The 22156-nt window shown below is 70.2% G+C and carries 19 protein-coding genes; 2 read left to right on the plus strand and 17 right to left on the minus strand.

Annotated features, from left to right (window positions below):
• Positions 1–32: 32 nt before the first annotated feature.
• The 8 genes from V5F63_RS15750 to V5F63_RS15785 all read right to left on the minus strand — a co-directional run bounded on the left by V5F63_RS15750 (position 33) and on the right by V5F63_RS15785 (position 10435).
• Positions 33–2996 (minus strand): bifunctional [glutamine synthetase] adenylyltransferase/[glutamine synthetase]-adenylyl-L-tyrosine phosphorylase, encoded by a 2964-nt coding sequence (locus V5F63_RS15750; protein ID WP_209483706.1) that lies wholly within the window; start codon positions 2994–2996, stop codon positions 33–35.
• A 156-nt stretch (positions 2997–3152) separates the two neighbouring features.
• Positions 3153–4532, minus strand: coding sequence for an ATP-binding protein (locus V5F63_RS15755; protein ID WP_394028252.1), 1380 nt, complete (start codon positions 4530–4532; stop codon positions 3153–3155).
• 65 nt (positions 4533–4597) lie between these two features.
• Positions 4598–5314 (minus strand): response regulator transcription factor, encoded by a 717-nt coding sequence (locus V5F63_RS15760; RefSeq protein ID WP_394100923.1) that lies wholly within the window; start codon positions 5312–5314, stop codon positions 4598–4600.
• A gap of 223 nt (positions 5315–5537) precedes the next feature.
• Complete coding sequence (locus V5F63_RS15765) at positions 5538–7115, minus strand: Do family serine endopeptidase (RefSeq protein ID WP_394100922.1); 1578 nt, start codon at positions 7113–7115, stop codon at positions 5538–5540.
• A 141-nt stretch (positions 7116–7256) separates the two neighbouring features.
• Positions 7257–7922: a HupE/UreJ family protein gene (locus V5F63_RS15770; protein WP_394028188.1), complete on the minus strand. Its 666-nt coding sequence runs from the start codon at positions 7920–7922 to the stop codon at positions 7257–7259.
• The gene (locus V5F63_RS15775; protein ID WP_209483712.1) at positions 7919–8530 is read right to left on the minus strand and encodes a HupE/UreJ family protein; all 612 of its coding nucleotides are present in this window, start codon (positions 8528–8530) and stop codon (positions 7919–7921) included. Before V5F63_RS15775 ends, V5F63_RS15770 begins: the two co-directional genes overlap by 4 nt.
• Before the next feature lie 37 nt (positions 8531–8567).
• Complete coding sequence (locus V5F63_RS15780; protein WP_394100969.1) at positions 8568–9497, minus strand: HupE/UreJ family protein; 930 nt, start codon at positions 9495–9497, stop codon at positions 8568–8570.
• A 74-nt stretch (positions 9498–9571) separates the two neighbouring features.
• Positions 9572–10435 carry a peptidylprolyl isomerase gene (locus V5F63_RS15785; RefSeq protein WP_209483717.1) on the minus strand — a complete coding sequence of 288 codons (864 nt, stop codon included), beginning with the start codon at positions 10433–10435 and terminating at the stop codon, positions 9572–9574.
• 955 nt (positions 10436–11390) lie between these two features.
• Here V5F63_RS15785 and V5F63_RS15790 point away from each other — a divergent pair.
• Entirely contained in the window at positions 11391–13325 is a 1935-nt protein-coding gene (locus V5F63_RS15790; RefSeq protein WP_394028185.1) for a hypothetical protein, read from the plus strand.
• A gap of 124 nt (positions 13326–13449) precedes the next feature.
• Positions 13450–16095 carry a fused MFS/spermidine synthase gene (locus V5F63_RS15795; RefSeq protein ID WP_394100921.1) on the plus strand — a complete coding sequence of 882 codons (2646 nt, stop codon included), beginning with the start codon at positions 13450–13452 and terminating at the stop codon, positions 16093–16095.
• Here the strand turns inward: V5F63_RS15795 and V5F63_RS15800 are convergent.
• From V5F63_RS15800 to V5F63_RS15840, 9 genes are all read right to left on the minus strand, one after another.
• Entirely contained in the window at positions 15992–16474 is a 483-nt protein-coding gene (locus tag V5F63_RS15800) for a copper resistance CopC family protein (protein ID WP_209483723.1), read from the minus strand. The two genes, V5F63_RS15795 and V5F63_RS15800, sit on opposite strands and share 104 nt — an antisense overlap.
• 50 nt (positions 16475–16524) lie before the next feature.
• Positions 16525–17145 carry a TIGR02466 family protein gene (locus V5F63_RS15805; RefSeq protein WP_348634213.1) on the minus strand — a complete coding sequence of 207 codons (621 nt, stop codon included), beginning with the start codon at positions 17143–17145 and terminating at the stop codon, positions 16525–16527.
• Positions 17146–17259: 114 nt separating this feature from the next.
• Positions 17260–17949, minus strand: a complete 690-nt coding sequence (locus V5F63_RS15810; protein WP_394100920.1) for a hypothetical protein — start codon at positions 17947–17949, stop codon at positions 17260–17262.
• On the minus strand, positions 17946–18557 hold the full coding sequence (gene gspM, locus V5F63_RS15815) for a type II secretion system protein GspM (RefSeq protein ID WP_209483729.1): 612 nt from the start codon (positions 18555–18557) through the stop codon (positions 17946–17948). Before gspM ends, V5F63_RS15810 begins: the two co-directional genes overlap by 4 nt.
• Positions 18554–19633 carry a PilN domain-containing protein gene (locus V5F63_RS15820; RefSeq protein WP_394100919.1) on the minus strand — a complete coding sequence of 360 codons (1080 nt, stop codon included), beginning with the start codon at positions 19631–19633 and terminating at the stop codon, positions 18554–18556. The genes gspM and V5F63_RS15820 overlap by 4 nt, the downstream gene beginning before the upstream one ends.
• The gene (locus V5F63_RS15825) at positions 19630–20571 is read right to left on the minus strand and encodes a type II secretion system minor pseudopilin (protein ID WP_394100918.1); all 942 of its coding nucleotides are present in this window, start codon (positions 20569–20571) and stop codon (positions 19630–19632) included. Before V5F63_RS15825 ends, V5F63_RS15820 begins: the two co-directional genes overlap by 4 nt.
• Positions 20568–21293 (minus strand): PulJ/GspJ family protein, encoded by a 726-nt coding sequence (locus V5F63_RS15830; RefSeq protein WP_394100917.1) that lies wholly within the window; start codon positions 21291–21293, stop codon positions 20568–20570. The genes V5F63_RS15825 and V5F63_RS15830 overlap by 4 nt, the downstream gene beginning before the upstream one ends.
• Positions 21290–21691, minus strand: a complete 402-nt coding sequence (locus tag V5F63_RS15835) for a prepilin-type N-terminal cleavage/methylation domain-containing protein (protein ID WP_209483737.1) — start codon at positions 21689–21691, stop codon at positions 21290–21292. The genes V5F63_RS15830 and V5F63_RS15835 overlap by 4 nt, the downstream gene beginning before the upstream one ends.
• Positions 21678–22154 (minus strand): prepilin-type N-terminal cleavage/methylation domain-containing protein, encoded by a 477-nt coding sequence (locus V5F63_RS15840; protein ID WP_209483739.1) that lies wholly within the window; start codon positions 22152–22154, stop codon positions 21678–21680. Before V5F63_RS15840 ends, V5F63_RS15835 begins: the two co-directional genes overlap by 14 nt.
• Positions 22155–22156 lie beyond the last annotated feature (2 nt).

The raw sequence follows: 22156 nt of genomic DNA on the forward strand, positions 1-22156 counted from the left end.
CCCCGCGATCATGCGGACGGGGCACCCTTCGCCTACTCCGCCGCCGTCTCCAGCACGCGCTCGAAGATGGCGCGCACCTTCTGCTGCGTCTCGAAGAGATCGGCCTCCAGCGTGGTGAAGTCCGGCATCTCGCCCGCGCGGGCGAGCAGGGCCCGGAGCGCGGGGCTTGCATCCTGCGGCACCACATGCGCGTCCACGGACAGGCGCAGCACCTGCGTCAGGTTCTGGTAGAGCCGGCAGGCGCGCAGCAGCACATGCGAATCTTCAGGCGCCAGCAGCGCCAGCCGCTCGGTGGTGGCGAGTACCCGGGCGGTGGCGGTGTCCACGATCTCCGGATGGTCATGGGCATGGGCCAGCACGAGGTATTGGGCCAGGAACTCCACATCCACCTGCCCGCCGGCGGCATGCTTCAGGTTCCAGCGATCATCCTCGCCCTTCTCGGCGGCGATGGCCCGGCGCATGTCGAGGATGTCACCCGACAGCCGGCGCGGATCCCGCGGCTGTCCCATGATGCCGCCGATGACATCGCGCACGATGGCGCCGAACTCGGGCGTGGCGGCGATCACGCGGGCGCGGGTGAGCGCCATGTGCTCCCAGGTCCAGGCTTCCGCCTGCTGGTAGGCGGCAAAGGACGAAAGCCGCGTCGCGAGTGGGCCGGAGCGGCCGGAGGGCCGCAGCCGCAGGTCCACGTCATAGAGCTTGCCGGCATTGGTCAGCGAGGTGAGCGCCGTGACGAGGCGCTGGGTGAAGCGGGCGAAATATTGGGCGCCAGTGAGCGGGCGGGGACCGTCCGATGTGGGATCGGCCTCGGGATCGAAATCGTAGAGCACGATGAGGTCGAGGTCGGACCCCGCCGTCATTTCCCGCCCGCCGAGCTTGCCCATGGCGAGCACGGCCGTCTCGGCGCCGGGGATGCTGCCATGTGCCTCGCGGAAGCGCTCCCAGACGCGCCGGTGCAGGGCGCGGATGATGACCTCCGCCAGCGTCGCATAGGCCTCGCCCGCCCGCGCCGCCGGCAGCGTGCCGGAGGCGATGCGCACGCCGATGAGCACATGCTGCTCCTGCCGGAAGCGACGGGCGCGGTCGAGCTGCTCCTCGTCGGTCCCGGCGGTGTCGAGCAACAATTCGAGGTGCTCGGACAGGCTCGCCTCGTCGGGCAGTACGTCGAAGAAGGCGGGATCGAGCAGCGCGTCGGCGAGCGAGGGCCGCCGCGCCAATGTCTCGCCGAGGCGCGGGGCGGCGGTGAGGATGGTCGCGAGCAGCCGCACCAGGTCCGGATGCCGGTCCAGGGCGGTGAGAAGATGCGGTCCCGGCAGTTCGGTGAAAAAGCGATCGGCGGCAATCAGCGCGCCGTCCGGATCGCCGCCGCGCGACAGCGCCTCCAGCATCAGCGGCACGATGCGGGCGAGATGGGCGCGGGCCGGCTCGGTCTTCAGCGCGCGCGGCACGCCCGCGAGCCAGCGCCGCACGATGGCGCTCGCCGCCGCCGGATCCTTGAAACCGAGGCGTGCGAGGGCGGCCAATGTCGGGCGGTCGTTCTCATCCGGGGGAAAGAGCAGGTCGGCGTCGAGCACGGCGGGGGGCGGCGCATCCTCGAAAAGGTGCGCATAATGGCCCTGCACGGTGGTCAGGCGCTGCACGAGGGCGGCGGCGAAGGCGTCGCGGTCGCGATAGCCCATGAAGCGGGCGAAGCCCTCCATGGCCTCGCGGCTCTCGGGCAGCGAATGGGTCTGCGCATCCGCCACCATCTGGATGCGGTGCTCGACCCGGCGCAGGAAGTGATAGGCCTCGGCGAGATCGTCGCGGACCTTGGGCTCGATCCAGCGATGGGCGGTGAGCGCATCGAGGGCGTCGAGCGTGCGGCTGGTGCGCAGCAGCGGATCACGCCCGCCGGCGATCAATTGCTGGGTCTGGACGAAGAACTCGATCTCGCGGATGCCGCCGCGCCCGAGCTTCACATTGTGGCCCTCCACCGCCACCACGTCGTGGCCCCGGAAGGCGTGGATCTCGCGCTTCATGGCGTGGACGTCGGCGATGGCCTGGAAGTCCAGCACCCGGCGCCACACGAAGGGCGAGAGATCGGCGAGGAACTGCCGGCCCACCTCGGCATCGCCCGCCACGGGGCGCGCCTTGATATAGGCCGCGCGCTCCCAGGTGGCGCCCTCGCGCTCGTAATAATCAAGGGCCGAGACGGTGGAGAGGGCGACCTGCGTCGAGCCGGGATCGGGGCGCAGGCGCAGGTCCACGCGCAGCACGTAGCCGTCGGCGGAGCGCTCCTGCAGCAGGCGCACCAGTCCCTGTGTGATCTTCACGAAGAAGGGCGAGGCGGAGACGCTGTCGGAGAGCTGCGCCTTCTCCCGGTCGTAGACCACCACGAGGTCGATATCGCTGGAATAGTTGAGTTCCCGCGCGCCGTGCTTGCCCATGGCGATGGCCGCGAGACCGGAGCCGGCCTCGGGATCGGCGGCATCGGGCACGGTGAGCCGCCCGGCCTTCACCGCCTCGCCGAGGAGGAAGGACAGCGCCTTGCGCACCGCCGCGTCGGCCACGTCGGTCAGGGCCGCCGTCACCTCCACGAGGCCGAATACGCCCCCCATGTCGGCCACGGCGATGAGCAGGGCCGCCTCGCTGCGCATCCGCCGCAGCGCGCGCATCACATCGGCCTCGCTCCCCTCCACCGCGGCACATTCGGCGATGAGCGCATGGAGATGGGCGTGGGGCGGACGGCCGAGCACGCGCAGCAGGCGCTCCGGCTCGGAGCGGATGACCTCGGTGAGGAAGGGCGAGCTTTCGACGATCCCGAGGCAGACCTGTTCGGCCAGCGGCGCGTCAGCCAACAGCGCGTCGAGGGCGGCGCGCGCGTCCGGCGCCAGCCGTTCGATGGCGTGGGAAAGCTTAATCTTTGCCGCCTCCGGATCCGCCACTACGGGCGTTTCCCGCATCCGCAGGGCGAGGGGCGGCTGGTCCGCCGAATCCGGTTCCGTGGGCCAACGCATGGTCAGGCCTAAAGGCACCAGCGACTTGCCGCGCGCAAGCCTTCTTTCATCCAAAGGGAACTCGGGCCGGGGCGGCGCGCATCATGGTTGGGGAAGAATGAAATGGTCATCGGAGGGGTTAACGCCCGCGCCGACGGCTTGGTTCACGCTTGGATGTCATTTCGTCGGCAAACGGAAAGTGGCCACCAAGCCCGGCCCGTTGTCCGAAAAGGCGAGCGTACCGCCATGCAGCCGCGCCACCGCGCCCACCAGCGACAGGCCGAGGCCGGAGCCCGGGCGGGTGCGGCTCGCCTCCAGCCGCACGAACCGCTCCACCACCCGCTCGCGGTCGGCGGCCGGGATACCCGGCCCGGTATCGGCCACCGCGAGCACCGCCTCCGCGCCCTCGCGCGTCAGCGTCACGGTGATGCGCCCCCGCCCCCCGTCGGCCGGGCGACCGTATTTGATGGCATTGTCGATGAGGTTGGAGAGCGCCTGCGCCAGCAGTTCCTTCACCCCGTGCACGGTCATCGGCACGGCGCTGACGGTGAGGTCGAGCCCCTGCTCGTCCGCCAGCGGCTCGTAAAGCTCGGACACCGCCTCGGCGATCTCGGCGAGGTCCACGTCGCCCATGGTCGCCCGCCCCTGCCCGGCCTCGGCGCGGGCGATCATCAGGAGGGCGTCGAAGGTGCGGATGAGGCCGGCGCTCTCCTCGATGGTGGTCTCCAGCGCGGCGCGCCAGTCCTCCTCGGTGCGGGCGGTGCGCAGCGCCTCCTCGGCGCGGTTGCGCAGGCGGGTGAGCGGGGTCTTCAGATCGTGGGCGATGTTGTCGGAGACTTCCTTCAGCCCGATCATCAGCCCCTCGATCCGCTCCAGCATGGCGTTGAGGGAGTGGGCGAGGCGGTCGAACTCGTCCTCCGTCCCCATCAGCGCAAGGCGGCCGGAGAGGTTGCCGGCCATGATGGTTTCCGCCGTGGCGGTCATGGAATCGATGCGCTTCAGCACCCGTCGTGTCACGAACACGCCGCCGGCAAGGCCGAGCACGACGATGAGCAACACCGCCCATTGGGCGGGCCGCGCCACGAGATCGCGCAGCGTGTCGCGTTCCTCGATGTCGCGGCCGACCAGCAGCCGGTAGCCGCCGGGCAGAAACATCGTCTGCACGAAGGCCACATGACTCTTGGCGACGGGATCGTCCGGCCGATTGTAGGTGGTGAAGCGGGTGCCCTCCTTGTCGAGCAGGCCGATGGGCAGGTCCGTCACGTTGGCGGCCAGCACCTCGCCCTGGAAATTGGAGAGCACGTAGATGGACGAGCCCGGCCGCCGCGTGCGCCGGTCGATGACGTAGACCAGCCGCTGGATGCCGCCGATACGGTACTGGTCGGCGAGGCCGTTCACCTCGCGGTCGAGGTCGTCCGCCACCTGCCCCTGGATCAGGGAGCGGGTATGCCAGGCGGTGTAGATGATGACCGACACCGCGAACAGCGCGAAGACGACGAGATAGGCGGCGAGCAGCTTGAACGCCGTGGTGCGCACGAGCCGTGCCGCCTGGGCAATGGGACCGTGCCCCCTCCCCCCGTTGCCGGACGCGCCCGCGCCGGCGGCCGGGGCGCCCTCCCCCTTCACGCCAGCCCCGCCCGCACCATGTAGCCGGCGCCGCGGACGGTGTGGATGAGCGTCACGTCGAAGCCCTTGTCGATCTTGGCGCGCAGGCGCGAGACATGAACGTCGATGACGTTGGTCTGGGGGTCGAAATGATAGTCCCAGACGTTTTCGAGCAACATGGTGCGCGTCACCACCTGCCCGGCATGGCGCATGAGATATTCCAGCAGGCGGAATTCGCGCGGCTGAAGCTGGATTTCCTTGCCGGAGCGGGTGACCCGATGGGCGAGGCGGTCGAGTTCGAGGTCCCCCACCTTGTAGACGGTTTCGGCCCCCTGGCTGACACCGCGCCGCGACAGGGCCTCGACGCGCGCCAGAAGCTCGGTGAAGGCATAGGGCTTGGGTAGATAATCGTCGCCGCCGGCGCGCAGGCCCTGCACCCGGTCGTCCACTTGCCCCAGCGCGGAGAGGATGAGCACCGGCGTCGTATGCCCGCGCCCGCGCAGTTCGGTGACGAGGGAGAGGCCATCGCGGGCCGGGAGCATGCGGTCCACCACCATCACGTCGTATTTGCCGTCGAGCGCGAGGGCGAGCCCCTCCTCGCCGTCTGCGGCGTGGTCCACCACGTGGCCGGCCTCGCGGAAGGCCTTGCGCAGATATTCGGCGGCGTCGCGGTCGTCCTCGACCAGGAGAAGGCGCATGGCGGAGAGCGGACCCGGATCGAGATTCGTTGTCATCACTCTAGCTCACCTTTCAGGCAGGTCCATGCGAGCGGGTGCGCACCAAAAAAGTGGCGCGGGAAGCCCTCTGGAGCTTCCCGCGCCTGCGGAGCCGAAGCGGCATCAGGGGCGATGGCGATATCCACCTCGGTCCGGAGGCCCGTCGCCGGGGGATGAACCCCGGCGTGTCATGCGGTCGGGCCTTGTCTCAGGCTCGGGCCAGAGGCCAGCCGATTTTGGCTCAGCCCTTGGCCTTGCCTTCCAGCGAGATGGCGACGAAGCGCACGCCCTCGCCACTCTTCACCTGGATGAGCACCGCCTTGCGGTTCTCGGCCTTGGCGGCGGCGAGGCCGTCGCGCACGTCCTTCGGGGTGGCGACGGTCTTGTCGCCGACCTTCAGGATGACGTCGCCGGTCTTCATGCCGCGCTGGGCTGCCGGGCCGTTGGGCTCGACGCCGGTGACCACCACACCCTCGCCGCCGGCACCCTGCACGCTCTTGGAGGGCGCGAGCTGGAGGCCGAGGCGCGGCAGGTCCTTGTTGCCGGCGCTGTCATCCTCGCCCTTGGGGGCGTCGGAGCGCGAGGCCACCTGATCGTTCGGCAGCTGATCCAGCACCAGCTTGATGTCCATGGGCTTGGTGTCGCGGATCACGGAGAGCTGGATCTCGGTGCCCGGCTTCATCATGCCCACCTTGCGGGTCAGCTCGCGGGCTTCCTTGATCGGCTCGTTGTTGACCTTGACGATCACGTCGCCGGCCTTGAGGCCCGCCTTGGCACCGGGGGTGTTGGGCTGCACCTGAGCAACCAGCGCACCCTCCGCAGCCTTGATGCCGAGACCCGAGGCGAGGTCATCCGTCACCGGCTGGATCTGCACGCCGATGTAGCCGCGGGCCACCGAGCCCTTGTCGCGCAGCTGCGTCACCACCGTCTTCACCGTCTCGGAGGGGATGGCGAAGGCGATGCCCACGTTGCCGCCCGAGGGGGAGACGATGGCGGTGTTCATGCCGATCACCTCGCCGTTCAGCGAGAAGGTCGGGCCGCCGGAATTGCCCCGGTTGATGGGAGCGTCGATCTGGATGAAGTCGTCATAGGGGCCGGAGCCGATGTCGCGGCCGCGGGCCGAGACGATGCCGGCGGTCACCGTGCCGCCGAGGCCGAACGGGTTGCCGACCGCGATCACCCAGTCGCCGACGCGCGGCGCGCCGTCCGCCAGCTTCACCCACGGCAGGTTGGTGACGTCCGCGATCTTGAGCAAAGCGACGTCGGTACGCGGATCGGTGCCGATCACCTTGGCGACGTATTCCTTGCCGTCGGTGGTGGTCACGTCCACCTCGTCGGCGCCGTCCACCACGTGGTTGTTGGTGACGACGTAGCCGTCAGCCGAGATGATGAAGCCGGAGCCCTGGCCCACCACCGGGCGCTCGCCCCTGGGGCCCATGCCGCCACGCGGGCCCATGCCCGGGCCGCCCGGACCCATGCCGGGGCCGCGGCCTTCGCCGAAGCCGAAGCGCTTCAGGAATTCCTCGATCTGGGGCGGGACATTGCCGCCGAGGCCGTCGCCGCCCATGGCCATCTGCTGGTCGCCGATATCCTTCTTCACCTTCACCGAGACGACGGCGGGCGAGACCTTCTCGACGATGTCGGCGAAGGAGAAGGTACCGGCCGGCTGGCTGGTGGTGATCTGGGCGAGGGCGGGAGAATTGGCGGGCGGGACGAACTGGCCGGCCACCACGCCGGCGAGCGCGAGACCGAAAACGCCCGCGAGCATGGCGCGGCGGTTGCGCTTCGTCACGGAAGGGGTGGAGGGGGAGCGGGTCATGCGTCGCGTTCTCTCTGTTGCCTGCCATGCCCGGCAGGTTCGAGAGGGAAGCTAAGGCTTGGATCGTTACGGCAATCTGGCGGCCGGATTAAGCTTCCGTAATGTCGCTCGCGATGCCGTGAGGTCCACGCCTGCGCGGGCTCAGCCGGCCCCGCGCGACACCAGATGCAGGCCGAGCACCATGATTCCCACCGCCGCGACCCAGCTGCCCGCCGCCCTGAGCGCGATGGGCCGCCAGCCGCCGACGCCGGAGAGGAAGGCGATGGCGCAGCCGAGCGCGAGGGTGACGAAGGCGTAGCCGATCACCGTCACGCCGGAAAGGAACAGGAAGCGGTCCGTGGTCGCCACCATGGCGGCGCCGTTCTGATAGCCATCCAGCAGGCCGAGCCCCACCGCCAGCACCAGGAGCGCGGCCAGCGGCAGCCTCAGTTGCGCGGCGACAGCGAGGCCGGTGAGCGCCACCAGCGTGACACCCGCGACCGGCGCGAAGGGCGGCGGCGGCAGGACCAGCGAGAAGGCTCCGCCGGCGGCCAGCGCCAGCGGGAAGACGAGAACCACCCAGCGCGCCGTGCGCGGACCCTGGAAGGCGGCGAGCACCGCCAGCGCGAGCCAGGGCAGCACCTGCTCGAAATCGGTCAGCGGGTGCAGCGCGCCGGAATAGAAATCGCCGAGCCGTGTGTCCACGAGGTGCGCATGGGCAAGGCCGGGCGTGAGCGCGAAGACGAGAGCAAGCGCGCCGGACAGGCCGGCGCGCCGAACCAGGGCAACCGCGCCGGCAAGGCCGGCGCGCTGGACAAGGCGTGTCATTCGATGATCCCGATGGCACCGAGCAGGAAGTAGACACCGAGGCAGCCGATGGCGGCGCCGCAGGCGCGCACCGCCTTGGCCCCCGCCTCCCAGCGCACCGCCACGCCGATGAGGATGCCGAGCAGGTGGAGCATGCCGGTGGCCACCACGAAGCCCACCGCGAACGCCACGGCATCGGCCGCATCCGGCAGTTCCTTGCCGTGCGCATAGCCGTGGAAGATAGCGAACACGCCGACGATGGTCGCCGCCACCCACAGTGGCGGGCGGATGTTCAGGGCCACCATGGCACCCAGCGCGATGCCGGACAGCGCGATCATCAGCTCGACGAAAGGCAGGTCGATGCCCATGACGCCGATGAGGCCGCCCACGGCCATTACCAGCGGGAAGGTGATGGGCAGCACCCATATGGCCGGGTTGCCGAGTTGCGCGCCCCACAGGCCCACCGCCACCATGGCGATGATGTGGTCCGCGCCGGTGAGCGGATGCAGGAACCCGCTCTGAAGGCCGATCTGCACTCCCGAGCCCGTATGGGCGAGGGCAGGCGACAGCGGGATCATGGCGAGCAGACCGGCGAGGACGAGCGCCGGATTCGGACGATGGGACTTCATGACGAATGCCCTTCCAAGGAGTTTGCCCCGAGCAGGCTCAGATGCGGGTGAGGAACCAGAACGAGGCGACGGAGCCGATGACATAGGCCGGAACGGCCGCGCCCCAGCGGGGCAGCAGCGCCTGCGCCTGCCGGTGCGCCCACATGAGGGCGAGCACAGCCATGACGAACATCAGCTGGCCGATCTCCACGCCCACGTTGAAGAACAGGAGGGCGATGGGCAGCGTCGCCTGCGGAATGCCGAGCGCCGTCAGCGCCGTGGCGAAGCCAAGCCCGTGCAGGAGGCCGAAGGCAAAGGCGACGACCCAGGGATAATGCGCGGTGAGCCCCGGCTCGCCCCGCTGCAGCTTCACGATCTCGACGCCGACGAAGACGATGGACAAAGCGATGGCGGCATTCAGCGGCCGTTCCGGCACGCCGACCCAGCCGAAGGTGGCGGCGGCGAGCGAGATGGAATGGCCGACGGTGAAGGCGGTGATGGTCTTCACCAGCCGCCAGCCGCCCTTCACGATCCAGATCAGGCCGAGCACAAACAAGAGGTGGTCGATGCCGCGCAGGATGTGGTCGATGCCGAGGTTGACATAGGTGTCCGCAAGATCGGCCCACACCGCGAGATTGGTGCCGGGCTCGCTGGCCACCATCATGGAGGGCTTGGCGGCGCTCACCGTGTAGGCGACGGGCGACCCGTCGCGCGGGACCACGCGGATGGTCGCCACCGACTGCTTGCTGCCGAGGCCCATGAAGCTCAGGCGGCCGGTCAGGCCCCGCTCGCCGCAATACAGCTCCGGCGGAGTCCAGGTGCAATGGGCTGGAAAGATGGGCTGGAGCGTCACGTCCACCGGCGGCATGGTCCATTGGCCGATGAAGCGGCCCGGCGCGATCTCGCGCAGGGTGATGACCGCCATGGTCGCCTCATGCGCCCGCGCCACCGCCGAGGGCAGCAGCACGGCGGACGCCAAGGCGAGCATCGCCAGAAGCCCGGCCAGCGGACGGCGCAGGGCCGCCGCGCCGCGACGCAGGAGGACTGTCGCGCAGCGGGCGATCATGGCTCACCGCGCCGGATGACGTAGGCATTGCCGAGATCCCTGGTCGCGGCGATGCCGAGGATGCGCCGGCGCTCGTCCTTCCAGGCGAGGGCCACCTGGGCGGACACGTCGTCGAGGTCTGTCGGATGGCCGGGCGCATAGGCATCGAGCCGCACCACGTTCCAGCCGTCCCTGGAGGGCAGCACGCGCCACTCGCCCTGCGGCAGCGCCACCAGCGTTTCCACGAACGGCGCGCCGAACGACGGCTCCAGCGACTTGCGGGGGCGCTCGCCGAAGATGAGGGCGCGGTTCTGGATCTCCTCGGGTTCCTCGCCGACGAGGATCTGCTCCAGCGTCTGGCGTGCCTCCGCCTCGGCGTTCGGGCCGGTGAAGGGCACGGAAATGAAGCTGATGGTCTCCGGCACGTCATATTGCGCGCGCCGCTTCTCGTACCAGGCTTCGAGCTCGGCGCGGGTCGGCTCCTTCACCTCGACGCCGTTGAAGATGAGCAGGCGCATCTTGTGGACGATGCGGTCGCGGATCATCTCGTCGCCCTTGTCGAGGCCCTGCGCCATGGCCTCGCGGAAGGTGATCTCGTTCAGGATCCACACGTCGACCAGCTTGCGATACTCGTCCGCCCCCGGCTCGCGGCCCTCGTGGGTGGACTTGAAGGCGTCGACGATGCTCTGCCGCACCTCGGGGGTGACCTCGATGAGCTTTTCCTTTGGCACCGCGGGCGTCACGGCCGCATGGGCCGCGAAGATCATGGCGCCGAGCACCATGAACTGGAGCAGCGGCTCGCCGATGAGCCGCCTCAGAAGACTCTTCTTCCCCGTGCCGGCCGGGCCATTCGCGCCCGCATTCAAACCCGATGCCGTCAAGACTCATCCCCCGCCCACAGGGATGCGGAAAAGCGCATCCCTGCCACTTCGTGCTTCCGCGACTGCTGGCGGCGCATCCCCTAGCGGGCCACCGGTGTCGGCTTGATGACAGCGCCGGCACCACATCGGGCACGAGCGTGCATCGCGGACGGAGGCGCCGCCAGCTTCGCCTGGCGAGCCAATTTTCCATTACTCTATTGCAAAATAACGAAAAACCAGCCTTTTTAATGCCAAGCTAAAGCCGTAACAGACCAGGCCAGACGGAGCGATCACCATGTCATTGACGGGACGAATAGTGCTTTTTGCGGTCGCGGGAGCCATCCCGCTCTTTGCCGCTTCGGGTCCTGCCTTCGCGCAGAAAATCGATATGCAGCGCGAATATTATCAAGGATGCTGGACGTGGTATGGCGTCCACAAGGCGAGAGCTTCGCCCAACAATAAGAGCCGAATCCAATTCAATACGCCAACCCAGGCCGTCTACTGATGATAAGAGCTGCTGGAACGTCACCATCAACAATGGCGTCGGCGGGGATCTGTTTTTTCGTTCGACAAGAAAAACTACTTTGAACTGAACGTCGTCGGCTCTCAGATCAAGGCACGGTTTTGGATCGACATGAAGCCCCCGGCACGCTCGCCCGACGCCACGACCACCTTTTCGCGGTTCAATTGATAGAACGATCGAAACCGCGGCCCACAGGGCGCCTCGATCGCTGACGCTTTGCGGACAAGAACGGACTTTCTTCCGGTGGCAGATCGGCGCCCCGCGTGCCGGCTGCCACCGCATTCCAATATCTGCAGTCCCGGCATGTCCCGTCGTCGCGCCAAACGCCTCCGCCCGTTGGTTTCCCGGCTCACCTTCCATGGCGTCACAGAACCTTCAGCACCCGGTCACAGAACACCGCTAGGAGGCCCTCACGGGCGGACTGGCGTCCGTGGGAAAATCAGGGGTTGGAGCATGAAGGGCGGGGTGCTGACACAGCAGCTCATCGCGGGGGCGTCGGTCCTCGCTGTTGCCGGCGGGGCGGCGTTGATGCCGACGCAGGCGTTCGCCGACAGCTACATGGCCGGCGACTTCCACAATCACACACCGTGCTCGGACGGCCGCTCGTCGGTCGAGACCATGGTGAAGAAGGCGGTCCAGAGCTACGGCCTGGAATGGCTCGGCGCGGCCGATCACGGCGGCTCCAGCCCCCGCGACTGCCGCGTGGACGACCCGGAGGGTGACGGTTCCACCACCGGTACCGGCCGCTTCTTCGATCAGGTCCAGGGCCTGGTGATCAAGGGCGACACGGCCACCTCGCAGGGCCACCGCTCCATGTGGCGCTGGCAGAGCGCGGAAGAGATCATCTTCCCCGAGCTCGTGCGCCTCGCCAAGGAGACCGGCGTGCCGATGCTCTATGCCGGCATCGAGACCAACGTGCCCGGCCACGAGCACACCTCCATGACGGTCATCGGCAATCAGAAGCCGCAGAACGCCATCGAGAAGAAGGGTCTGTTCGGCAAGAAGAACAAGGACAAGGACACCGGAGACGCCAGCGCGGTGGCCGAGTTCGAATACCGCTTCGACCGCTCCGACGCCGACTTCGGCAAGGGCGCGCCGACCCACAACTGGGAAGGCAAGGTCGCCAATGCGTCCGGCGTCGGCTCGGGCACGGCGAACCACCAGAACAAGGCGGTTCCCTCCGTCCAGTGGCTGCAGAAGTACTATCCGCTCGACAGCTACTACGTGCCTGCGCATCTCGAGCGCGCCGGCGTGTTCAACCCGGACAAGAACAACGGCTTCAACATCGAGCACCTGCGCGACTTCAACAACGCGGGTCCGACCGTCGCCGTGGGCTTCGAGAGCCAGCCGGGCCACCAGGCCTCGAACAATCGCGGCGAATACCGCGCCGGCTTCTGCGGCACCGGCTGCGACTCGGTGGGCGTGACCACGTTCGGCGGCACCGGCATCTATGCCGCCAAGATCGGCGGCGTGTGGGACGCGCTGCTGGGTGAAGGCCGCAACTGGTTCTTCTACGCCAGCTCCGACTGGCACAACCGCGGCGCCTTCTCCATCTACGAGAAGGGCACCACCAACGACTTCTACCCCGGCGAGTACCAGAAGCTCTACATCCCGCGCCCCAAGCGCAATGTGGCGCTCCGCCCGCAGGTGGTGGTCGACGGCGTGCGCTCGGGCAACTCCTACTCGGTGCAGGGCGATCTCATCTCCGGCGAGCTCACCTATTCCGCCAAGGCCGGCCTCGGCGCAAAGGCGGGCATGGGCGAAACGCTGGTCGTGAAGCGCGGCAAGTCGGTGACGCTGACCCTCGAGGTCAACGTGCCCACCGGCACCAACTACTCGCCCTACACCTTCAACAACCCGTCGCTGGCCCAGATCGGCATCCAGGAGCCGCTCAACAAGCCGACGCTGCGTCAGGTGCAGTTCATCAAGGGTGACGTGACCGGCGTCGTGGCGCCCACCAGCGCCAACTACACCGCCGGCACCAATGCCTCGGCGGCGATCATCGCCACCTTCGGCCCGTCCACCTGGAAGGCGCGCGGCACCAAGCGCACCATGACCGTCACCATCCCGAACGTGCAGAACAACATGTACGTCCGCGTGCGTGGCTCCAACCTGCCGGCCTCCGTGCCGGCCGAGACCGACGCCCAGGGCAACCCGCTCAACGACTGGGATCCGGAAAACGCCGCGCAGGGCCCGTTCGTGCCCTGCAACGACGCCGCCTGCCCCTCGCACCTCGTGGTGCGCGACGGCCAGAAGATCTCCAGCTACGACGTGGCCGCGTGGTCGGACCTGTGGTTCTACGCGAACCCCATCTTCATCCGCGTCTCCGACCAGCCGGAACTCCTCGTCGAGACCAACGAGAAGCTCGCGGTCTCCCTCGCCAAGTGACGCCTGCTCAGTGATGGGCAGCTGACGACAGAAGACAAGCGCCGGCCACGGCCGGCGCGAGACCTTCGGATGCCGGGGGCCTTCGGGCCTCCGGCTTCTTTCGCTTTCAGGGATCGTCTCGTTCATGTCCCAGGTTCAGGCTTCGCAGTCCCGATCCGCCGCGTCGCAGGACCTGACGCTCGGCCGAAACGCGCGCACCGGCATCGCCATAACGCTGGTCGCGACCCTCTCGGGCTTCGCGGGCCTCGGTTACGAGATCGTCTGGACCCGCATGCTCGCCGTCAGCCTCGGCCATGAGCTGGTGGCGGTGCTGGGGGTGATTTCCGCCCTGTTCGGCGGCCTCGCATTGGGCAGCCTGCTGCTGGGCCGAGCCATCGCCGCGAGCCGGCGGCCCGCCGTCTGGTATGCCGGCCTTGAGCTGGTGATCGGCGCCTGGGCGCTGGTTCTCATCGTCGCGACGCCGCTCTTCGGCGATCTCGTGCCCACGCTGGTGCCGGTGGATGCCTCGGCGCTGCGGCAATGGTCCGTCGCCTTCGCTTTGCCCTTCGTGCTGCTGCTGCCGGCGACCCTCGCCATGGGCGCCACCCTGCCGGCGCTTGAAGCCGTGCTCGCGCCGCGACTCGCCTCCGGGACGGCGGTGGGGCACGTCTATGCCGCCAATACATTCGGCGCGGTGGCGGGCACGCTGGCCACCGCCTTCCTCATCATCCCCGCCCTCGGCCTCAATGCGACGCTGGTTCTGTGCGCCGTCCTGAATGCGCTGTGCGCGGCAGCGATGCTGGCCGTAGCCCGGAACTCCGCAGCGGCGCCGGTCACTCGCCCGATTCGCGCGCCTGAGACCGCATCCGCCGCGCTACCCGTTCTGGTCCCCCTGTTCCTCACCGGCCTTCTCGGCATCGGCTACGAGGTGCTGACAGTGCGGGTGCTGAGCCAGATTCTCGAAAACACCATCTATACCTTCGCCATCCTGCTCGCCTGCTACCTTGCCGGCACCGCGCTCGGGGCGGCGCTCTATGCCCGGTGGGAGGCGAATCGCGGGCCGGGTGGAGAGGGCACGATCGGCTGGCTCGTCACACTCACCGCCCTCGCCTGCCTCGCCGGAGCGGCGCTGCTCGGCGCCTCCGGGGTGATTCTCTCGGGCCTCAAGGCCGTGTTGCCCGTCACAGTGGCCGGCCGGCTCTCGGCCGAGGTCGCCATCGCCGCGCTGGCCTTCCTGCCACCCACCCTCGCCATGGGCGCGCTATTCACCGCCCTTGCCCAGCGCGCGTCGGACCGGCTCGGCGGCGTCGGACCGGGGCTCGCGGCCAATACGCTGGGTGCCGCCCTGGCGCCCATGCTGTTCGGCCCCGTCCTGCTGCCCCTGATGGGGGCCAAATACGCCTTCGCGCTGCTTGCCGCCGCCTATGTGCTGGCGCTGCCGCTCCGGAGCCGCGCGGCGCTGGCCGGCGGCGGGCTGACGCTGGCGGCGACGCTGGCGCTGGTCTTCGCGCCGATTTCCCTGCGCTTCGTGCAGGTCCCGGAAGGCGGCGCGCTGGAATGGCACCGCGACGGCGTGATGGCGGCGGTGAGCGTGGTGCGCAATTCCGCCGGCGACCGCCACCTGCAGGTGAACAACCATTTCCGCATGGGCGGCAGCGCCTCCATGCGCTCGGACCACCGGCAGGCGCACATCCCTTTGCTGCTGCATCCGAATCCGCACAGCGCCCTGTTCCTCGGCCTCGGCACTGGCGCGACCCTCTCCGCCGCCGGCGACCATCCCGGCCTCAAGGTGGAGGGCGTGGAACTGGTGCCCGAGGTGGTGGAAAGCTTCCCCTATTTCGAGCGCACACCGCCACGCCTCGCCGGCAATCCGGACATCCGCATCCATGTGGCCGATGCCCGCCGCTTCGTGCGCGCCGGGACGACGCCCTATGACGTGATCGTCGCGGACCTCTACCACCCCTCCGTGGACGGCTCCGGCGCGCTCTATGCCCGCGAGCATTTCGCCGCCATCCGCGACCGCCTCGCGCCGGACGGGCTGTTCTGCCAGTGGCTGCCGCTGCACCAGCTCGACATCGCGACGCTGCGGGTGATCGTGCGCACCTTCCTCGACGTGTTTCCGGACACGACGGCATGGCTCGCCCAGTTCAGCGTGGAGACGCCGCTCGTGGCGCTGGTGGGCCGCCGCACGCCCGCCGCCTACCCGGCCGACTGGGTGGAGCGCCGCGTGCGCGACCGCGCACTCGCGGCGGGGCTGAAGGCGGTGGATATGGACGGCAGCTTCGCCCTCTTCGGCCTCCACCTCGCCGGCCCGGCGGAGCTGGCCCGCTTCGCCGGCGATGCCCCCCTCAACACCGACGACCGGCCGGTGGTGACGGCCGCCGCCCCGGGCACCGCCTATGCCGCCAGCGAGCGGCCGGCCGACCGTCTGGTGGCGCTCCTCGCGGCGCTTCATCCGGCGCCGGAGGCGCTGCTGGCGGGGGCCGATCCCGCCACGCAGGCGCGGCTCGCCGCCTACTGGACGGCGCGGGACGGCTATATCGGCATGGGCGCCCGGGCGCTGGCGGCGAAGGGGCCGCGCGACGTCATCGGCACGCTGGCGCCGCAGCTCATCGAGCTGGTCCGCATCAGCCCGGATTTCGAGGCCGCCTACGCGCCTGTGCTCGCCATGGCGCGACAGCTCGCCGTCACTGATCCTTCGGGCGCCCGGCGGCTCCTAGAAGCATTGGATAGGGCGAACCCGAGCCGGCCCGAGGCGCGGCGGCTGCTGTCCCGGCTGCCGCCGGCGTGACGGGCGGGATTTCCCCCGCCTTCGCCACGGTGAAGGCGATGGAGCCGCCGTCCGCATGGTGGTGGCGGCGCAGATAGCCGTTCCATTCCACCAGATACTTGCCGGGCGGCAGGGGCTGGGTCATGCGGAACGCGGTCTGGCGCACCTCCTGCGACGGACGCGCCCAATCGGTCGGCCACACGGCCTTGTCGTCGAGGCTCACCACCCGCACGTCATCGAGCCGGAACTCGTCGGTGAAGTCGATGGTGACTTCCGGCTGCGTCTCGATCAGCACCGCGTTGGCGTTAGGCACGGACTGGTCGAACGCGCACTGGGCCTGCGCCCCCGTCGCCGCGAGGCCGACACCGAGAACGACCGCGATTGCTGCATGAAGGCGCATGGGGCTCTCCCTGAACATGGGCCTCTCCCTGAAAAGGCGTGCTCTTGCGTTCAAGTGAAGTGGATGGCGTAGCCGAAATTGTCGAGGCGGTCGGGAATGGCGTTGAACGCCACCGAGATGCGCCGCCCGCCCTTGTTCACCGGCACCTCGTGCAGCAGGTAGCTCGGGAACATCACAAGATCGCCCGCGCCCGTCTGCGGCATGGCGAACTTGCCGCCGTTGAAGGCGTTGATGCGGGCATTGGGATTGGTGTTGCCGAAGATGAAGCCGCTGCCGCCGATGGCCTTGTGAAAGACGATATTGGCGGAGGGGTGCGCTTCCGTCAGATAGACGACGCCGGAGATGAAGCTGTTGGCATGGGTGTGGATGGCCTGGTGCCCGCCCGGCTCCAGCACGTTCACCCAGATCTCCTTGATCTGCCAGCGCAGCGCCTCGCCGAACAGCACCTCGCCGAACTCCGTCACCTTGGGCAGCACCAGCGCGCCCAGCCGCGACAGCAGGGTGTCCGACTGATCGCCCGCCACGGGCGTGTGGGAGAGCAGGTCCGAATAGGCGTTGGTGAGCGAGGTGCGGTCCGCCACCTCGGCCGCGAGCGCCGCCACGTCGGCGGGGCCGACGAGGCCCTCGACGCGCATCACGGGGGTGGGGAAAAGTCCGATAAGCTGGGTCACGACAGGCCGGCCGATGTGCGCGAGACGGGGAGACGGCGCACTTTCCCTATGGCCCATGACCCCACGATGACGACCTTAGGTGATGCGCGGCCGGCAAACGCCCGAAGCCAACCGTCAATGGCTCGAATCGAGATCCGCCGGCGACGGCTTCGTGCGGCGCGGCACCAGCACCTGCCCGGCCACCGGCTTCGCATTGCCGACCTGCGCCGCGGCGAACGGGCCTTCGGAGCCGCGCGGCGGCTGGGGGCCGCCCTTGCCGGGGGCGGGCAAGGCGAGGGTCACGGTGTCGGCACTGCCGTGCATGACCACATCGCGCGGGCCGACGCTGCGCAGCGTCCAACCGCCATGGGCATCGCCGACCTTGAGGCGCACGATCTGGCCGCTGGCCTGATCGGTGAAGATGCCGATGCTGCCGGCCGTGCTCACCACCGTGCCCATCAGCGCGAGTTGCGGACGCGGCGCGGCGGCGGCGGCGGGCGGTGCGGAGGGCGGCGGAGGCGCCAGCGCCACCGGCTGATCGGGCGGGCGGCGCGAGGGCGTGAACAGGGGGCGGTCGCGGGTCGCCGACAGGCTTTCGATGGGGACCGCCCACAGGGGATTTCCGCGCTCGGGGTCGGCGCTGGCCGTGGGGGCGCGGGCGGGCGGCTGGCCGGGCGCGAGAAATTCGATCTGCGGCGGGGGCGCCTCCACCTCGGTCGAGGCCGCGGAAACAGCGGTGGCGATCCCCGCGACGGCAACCGGAAGAGCGAGGGCGAGCGCAAGCGAGCGCCGACGGCGCGCGGATGGGGGGACGAGGCGGATCATCGCGCCCCCCGCCAGCGGCCATGGACGGTCAGCATCACCTGGATGCGTCCTTCCTGCCCCCGTGCTTCGGCGCCATCGCCCTGCATCCGTCCCTCGGCTCCATCCGCGTCCAGCTGCCCCAGAGCAGCGCCCTGCCCCTGGGCCTGGACCACAAGGGGATCCACGAACAGGAAGGGCTGCCCCGTCTCGATATCATATAGCAGGTTCTGCAGATCCTCCTGCCCGATATCGATGGTCGCGGCCACCGCCACGAAGCCAGGACCCAGCGGCGAGGCGCCAAGCTCCACGCTGGAAGAGACGAGATGCCCGCCCGCCGCATCGGCGGCGGCGGCGACGCGCTCGGCCAGCGATGCGCCGGCCACCGTCACCGTCGCGCCCTCGAGGAAGGGGGAGCCGCGCTCTTCGGCCCCGGCGGCGCCGGGCCGGGGGGGCCTTCGCCCTTCCAGCCGGTCCAGCAGATCCTGCGCCTCCGCCACCGCCGCGCGCTTGGCCAGCACGTCCGCCACCTCGCCGAACGCGACGGCCAGAAGCACGGCGACGAGCACGCCATAGCCCAGCGCGGCCAGCGCCAGCGTGCGGCGGGAACGGGCGGGCGCGGCGGCGGTCACTGGGTCACCTCGAACGGCACGGTAATGTCGGCCTGGATCTGGAAGCGCTCCCCCGCATCCCCCGGCTGCCGGGTGGTGGGGGCGACGAAGGTGGCGGCGGAGAAGTGCTTCGATTCCTCCAGCAGCCGGACGAGGGAGGGCGCCTCGCGGGAGACGCCGGTCAGCTCCACCTTGCCGTTCTGAACGGTCAGGGCCGAGAGATAGGTGTGGTCGGGCAGCACCTGGGAGAGCGCCTCCAGCACGAGCACGGTCGGCGCCTGCGCGCGCTTGGCCTTCTCCAGACCGCGCAGGGCCGCGCCCTCCGCGCCCAGTCCGTCGCGGGCGGCGGCGATGGCGCGGCGGCGGGCGGCGATGGCCTGGTCCAGCGTCTGCTGCTCCTCGTCGAGGCTGCCGCCCAAGAAGCCGGACACGCCGGACGCGAATGTCGCCGCGAGGGCCGCCGCCGCAAGCACGCCGAGCAACACTTGCCTGAGGCGTGCCGTGCCGGCCCCTTCGCCGGACGCGCCGGCATGAACGGTGATGGACGCGCCATCGCCTTGACGGGTCGTCAGCACCAGATGGCCGACGCCGAGCGCCTTCAGCGCATCGAGGGCGGGGGCGAGACGAGCGCGCGGGGTGGCGGCGACCATCACGCGGATGCGGCCGTCGCCCAGCGGTTCGGGCGCCGTCCAGCCGAAGGCGGCCTCTGCCGCGCTCCAGGGCGTGAGCCGGTCGATCTGCGCCCGCACGATGCCGTCGAGATAGGGCCTCGCCCCCTCCGGCAGATCGAGCGGACGGAACAGGAAGCGGGCGGGGTCGAGCGCCAGCTCCACCTCCCGGCCCTTCAGCGACGCCGCGACCTCGGGCGGCACGCCATGCGATGCGGCGGCCGCAAGGGGGAACGGTACGGCGCCGGGAAGGACGAAGGCGCCGTCTTCCCGCTCCTCGATCCGCACCGCACGCATCCGGCCGAGCCGCGCCCGGCCGGCGGCGAAGGCGGTGGCGAGGGCCGTCGCCGTCAGGTCGACGAAGGCCGAGAAGCCATCGATGGCGCGGGTCAGCAGCGAGGCGTCGGGTGCGCCCGGAACCAGGCTCATGGCCGTCCTCCCGTCGTCTTCCGGCGGGCGGCGGGAGGCGCGTCGTCGGCAAGCTCCCGCCACGAGAGATCGCGCCACAGGAGCACGCGATAAGGATCGACACCGAAGTCCCGCAAAAGGATCACCGCCTCCATACCCAGCCGCCGTCCGTCGTCGAACGCGACGCGCACGGTCACGCGCGCCGTGTCCCCGGCCGCGGTGGCGATGCCCGAGGCGCCCGCGACGACGCTGCCTTCGCCGCCCGCCTTGTCCTCGCCGGAGGTCGCGAAGGTGGCGGTGTCGATGTCGTCCATCCCCTGCCCCGCCTTGGCCAGCGCCGCGCGCACCATCGGCCCCGCGATGTCCGGATTCACTTCCCGCCGTCCGGCATAGACCGTGAGGTGAGGCAGCGCGGCGGCGACCACGTCGGCCGGCAGGCCCGGCACGCGCGCCAGTTCCGCCGCATGGGCGAAGGCGCCCTGCCCATGTCCCGCCTCGGCATCGCCGACCGCAGAAGACTTGTCGCCCGAGGCGGGCGCGCGCCAGGCGGCGATGCTGGCGGCATAGGCCTTTGCCGCCGGTTCCGGCACGCCCAACGCCTGGAACAGGCCGGACAGCACGGGCGGCGCGGCGGCGTTGAGATCGATGCGGGCCGCCTCGTCGGCGAAGCGGGCGGAGACGTTGGCCTCGCCCATGCGAAAGCGCACCTCGCCGCTGGTCGCCCGCTCCTGCGCCGGCACGGAGAGGAGGCGCAGCGCCGCCAGTTCCACCCCCGCCATCGCCAGCCCATCCGCGCGCAGCGTCTGCGTGCGCACCGCGGAGGCCGACGCCGTGTCCGCCACATAGACCGCATAGACGGCGGTGAAGGCGGCCAGGGCGGCGAGAATCCACAGCACGGTCACGAGGATGAAGCCGCGCTCCGTCCCTGCCGGGGCGCGCCTGAGTCGGATCGCGCTCATTGCGTCGCTCCCCCACCGTTGCCGCCCGCGCCGGAGACCGCTGTTGCGCGCGATCCGCTGAAGCCGATGGCGGTCCCGCAGATGGGCTTGGTGGCGTCGGCGGCGCAGAAGGCGGGCGCGTCCGAGCGGATGGTGACGGAGGTGGAGGCGCCGGTGGCCCGCCCCCCCTCGCGCACCACCATGCGCACCGCGCGCGGCAGTTCCTCCTCGCCGCGCCATTCGGCGTGCCATGCCCCGTCGCGGCCGGCATAGGAGAAGGAGACGCTGACCGGCGGGCGCAGCAGCCGCACCGGCGCGCCGAACGACGGAAGCCCCCCGGCCTCGGCCGGCGGCGCATAGGGCGCGGCGCGGCGGACCATGGCGGAGCCGCGCCCGTCCGGCACGGGCGCCAATTCGACAACCTCCAAGCCCCGCGCCGCGCCGGGGGCGAGCACTTCGCGCACGAAGACCACGCGCTCGGACGATCCCTGGAACAGGGGCTCCGCCCCACCCTGCACGGAAGGCAGGAAAGCGGCGGCGGCGAGGTCCGCCGCCATGCGGTCGAGGGCGAGGGCGACAAGTTCGCTCTGCTGCACCCGCCCCAGCCCGCGCTGCCAGGCGGGGAGCCATTTCGCCGTCACCATGGCGATGGCGGCGAGCACCAGCCCGGTGAGCGTCATCGCCACCAGGATCTCGATGAGGCCGAAGCCGGCGCGGCGGCGGCGCGAGGCGATGGTGCTCATTGCGGCCGGCTCCGCACAAGGCGCACCGTCTCCAGCGCCACCATCTCGCCGCCGGGGCCGCGCACGCGGATGCGGATGTCGAGGGGCGTCCAGGGCGCAGTGTCCGGCAGGCCGGCGAGCGTCATCGGCTGCACGTCCATCTGCCAGCGATGACCGGCGATCTCGCCTTCGGTGCGGCCGATCTGGATGAGATCGCGGCTCGGAATGCCCGTCTCCACGGCGCGGGCGGTCTGCAGCAGCGCCACCCGCCGCTCCAGGATCCTGGTGCCGCGCAGGCTGGAGCCCGCCACCATGGCGATGGCGCCGAGAGAGGCCGCGACCACCGCCAGCGCCACCAGCACCTCGATCAGGGTGAAACCGGCGGTGCGGCGCCGGAGGCGCAGATCAGGAGCGGCCACGGGGCACAATCTCGACGCCGCCGGTGAGCCAGTTCACCCGCACCTCATAGCCCGTCCCGCCCTTGAGCATGGCCACCACGCCGCCGCAGGAGAGGCCGGAGGGGAAGAATTGCACCGAGGCGCGCGCCGGCCGGCCGTCGCAGGTCGCGGGCAGCACGGTGTCCATCTGCACGTCGCCGGGCACGCGCACCACCCGGCCGGCTGAGCCGGAGGTCATGCGTCGGCCGGTGGCATCCACCGCCGTCGCCACCGGTACGCCCCGGCGGATGGCGGCGGCGCGGTCGGCCTTCAAAAGCGCGGCGGCCTCCACAGCGAGGGATTCGAGCTTCGCCCGCGAGGTGCCCGGCGCGAGACGCGGCAGCGCGAGGGTCGCCAGCGCGGCGACGATGGCGAGAGCGCACACGACCTCCAGCAGGGTGAACCCCGCCTCGCCGCCCCCCGCCTTTGCGCGCCCGCGCGACATGC

Source organism: Xanthobacter wiegelii, from assembly GCF_043193855.2.
Taxonomy (GTDB): domain Bacteria; phylum Pseudomonadota; class Alphaproteobacteria; order Rhizobiales; family Xanthobacteraceae; genus Xanthobacter; species Xanthobacter flavus_A.

What these genes read in the sequence shown, in the direction of transcription:
- V5F63_RS15810 (WP_394100920.1), bottom strand. Translation starts at nt 17,949, where the DNA reads ATGATCCGCCTCGTCCCCCCATCCGCGCGCCGTCGGCGCTCGCTTGCG.
- V5F63_RS15795 (WP_394100921.1), top strand. Translation starts at nt 13,450, where the DNA reads ATGTCCCAGGTTCAGGCTTCGCAGTCCCGATCCGCCGCGTCGCAGGAC.
- V5F63_RS15800 (WP_209483723.1), bottom strand. Translation starts at nt 16,474, where the DNA reads ATGCGCCTTCATGCAGCAATCGCGGTCGTTCTCGGTGTCGGCCTCGCG.
- V5F63_RS15820 (WP_394100919.1), bottom strand. Translation starts at nt 19,633, where the DNA reads ATGAGCCTGGTTCCGGGCGCACCCGACGCCTCGCTGCTGACCCGCGCC.
- V5F63_RS15760 (WP_394100923.1), bottom strand. Translation starts at nt 5,314, where the DNA reads ATGACAACGAATCTCGATCCGGGTCCGCTCTCCGCCATGCGCCTTCTC.
- V5F63_RS15775 (WP_209483712.1), bottom strand. Translation starts at nt 8,530, where the DNA reads ATGAAGTCCCATCGTCCGAATCCGGCGCTCGTCCTCGCCGGTCTGCTC.
- V5F63_RS15825 (WP_394100918.1), bottom strand. Translation starts at nt 20,571, where the DNA reads ATGAGCGCGATCCGACTCAGGCGCGCCCCGGCAGGGACGGAGCGCGGC.
- V5F63_RS15840 (WP_209483739.1), bottom strand. Translation starts at nt 22,154, where the DNA reads ATGTCGCGCGGGCGCGCAAAGGCGGGGGGCGGCGAGGCGGGGTTCACC.
- V5F63_RS15750 (WP_209483706.1), bottom strand. Translation starts at nt 2,996, where the DNA reads ATGCGTTGGCCCACGGAACCGGATTCGGCGGACCAGCCGCCCCTCGCC.
- V5F63_RS15765 (WP_394100922.1), bottom strand. Translation starts at nt 7,115, where the DNA reads ATGACCCGCTCCCCCTCCACCCCTTCCGTGACGAAGCGCAACCGCCGC.
- V5F63_RS15830 (WP_394100917.1), bottom strand. Translation starts at nt 21,293, where the DNA reads ATGAGCACCATCGCCTCGCGCCGCCGCCGCGCCGGCTTCGGCCTCATC.
- V5F63_RS15770 (WP_394028188.1), bottom strand. Translation starts at nt 7,922, where the DNA reads ATGACACGCCTTGTCCAGCGCGCCGGCCTTGCCGGCGCGGTTGCCCTG.
- V5F63_RS15780 (WP_394100969.1), bottom strand. Translation starts at nt 9,497, where the DNA reads ATGCTCGCCTTGGCGTCCGCCGTGCTGCTGCCCTCGGCGGTGGCGCGG.
- V5F63_RS15790 (WP_394028185.1), top strand. Translation starts at nt 11,391, where the DNA reads ATGAAGGGCGGGGTGCTGACACAGCAGCTCATCGCGGGGGCGTCGGTC.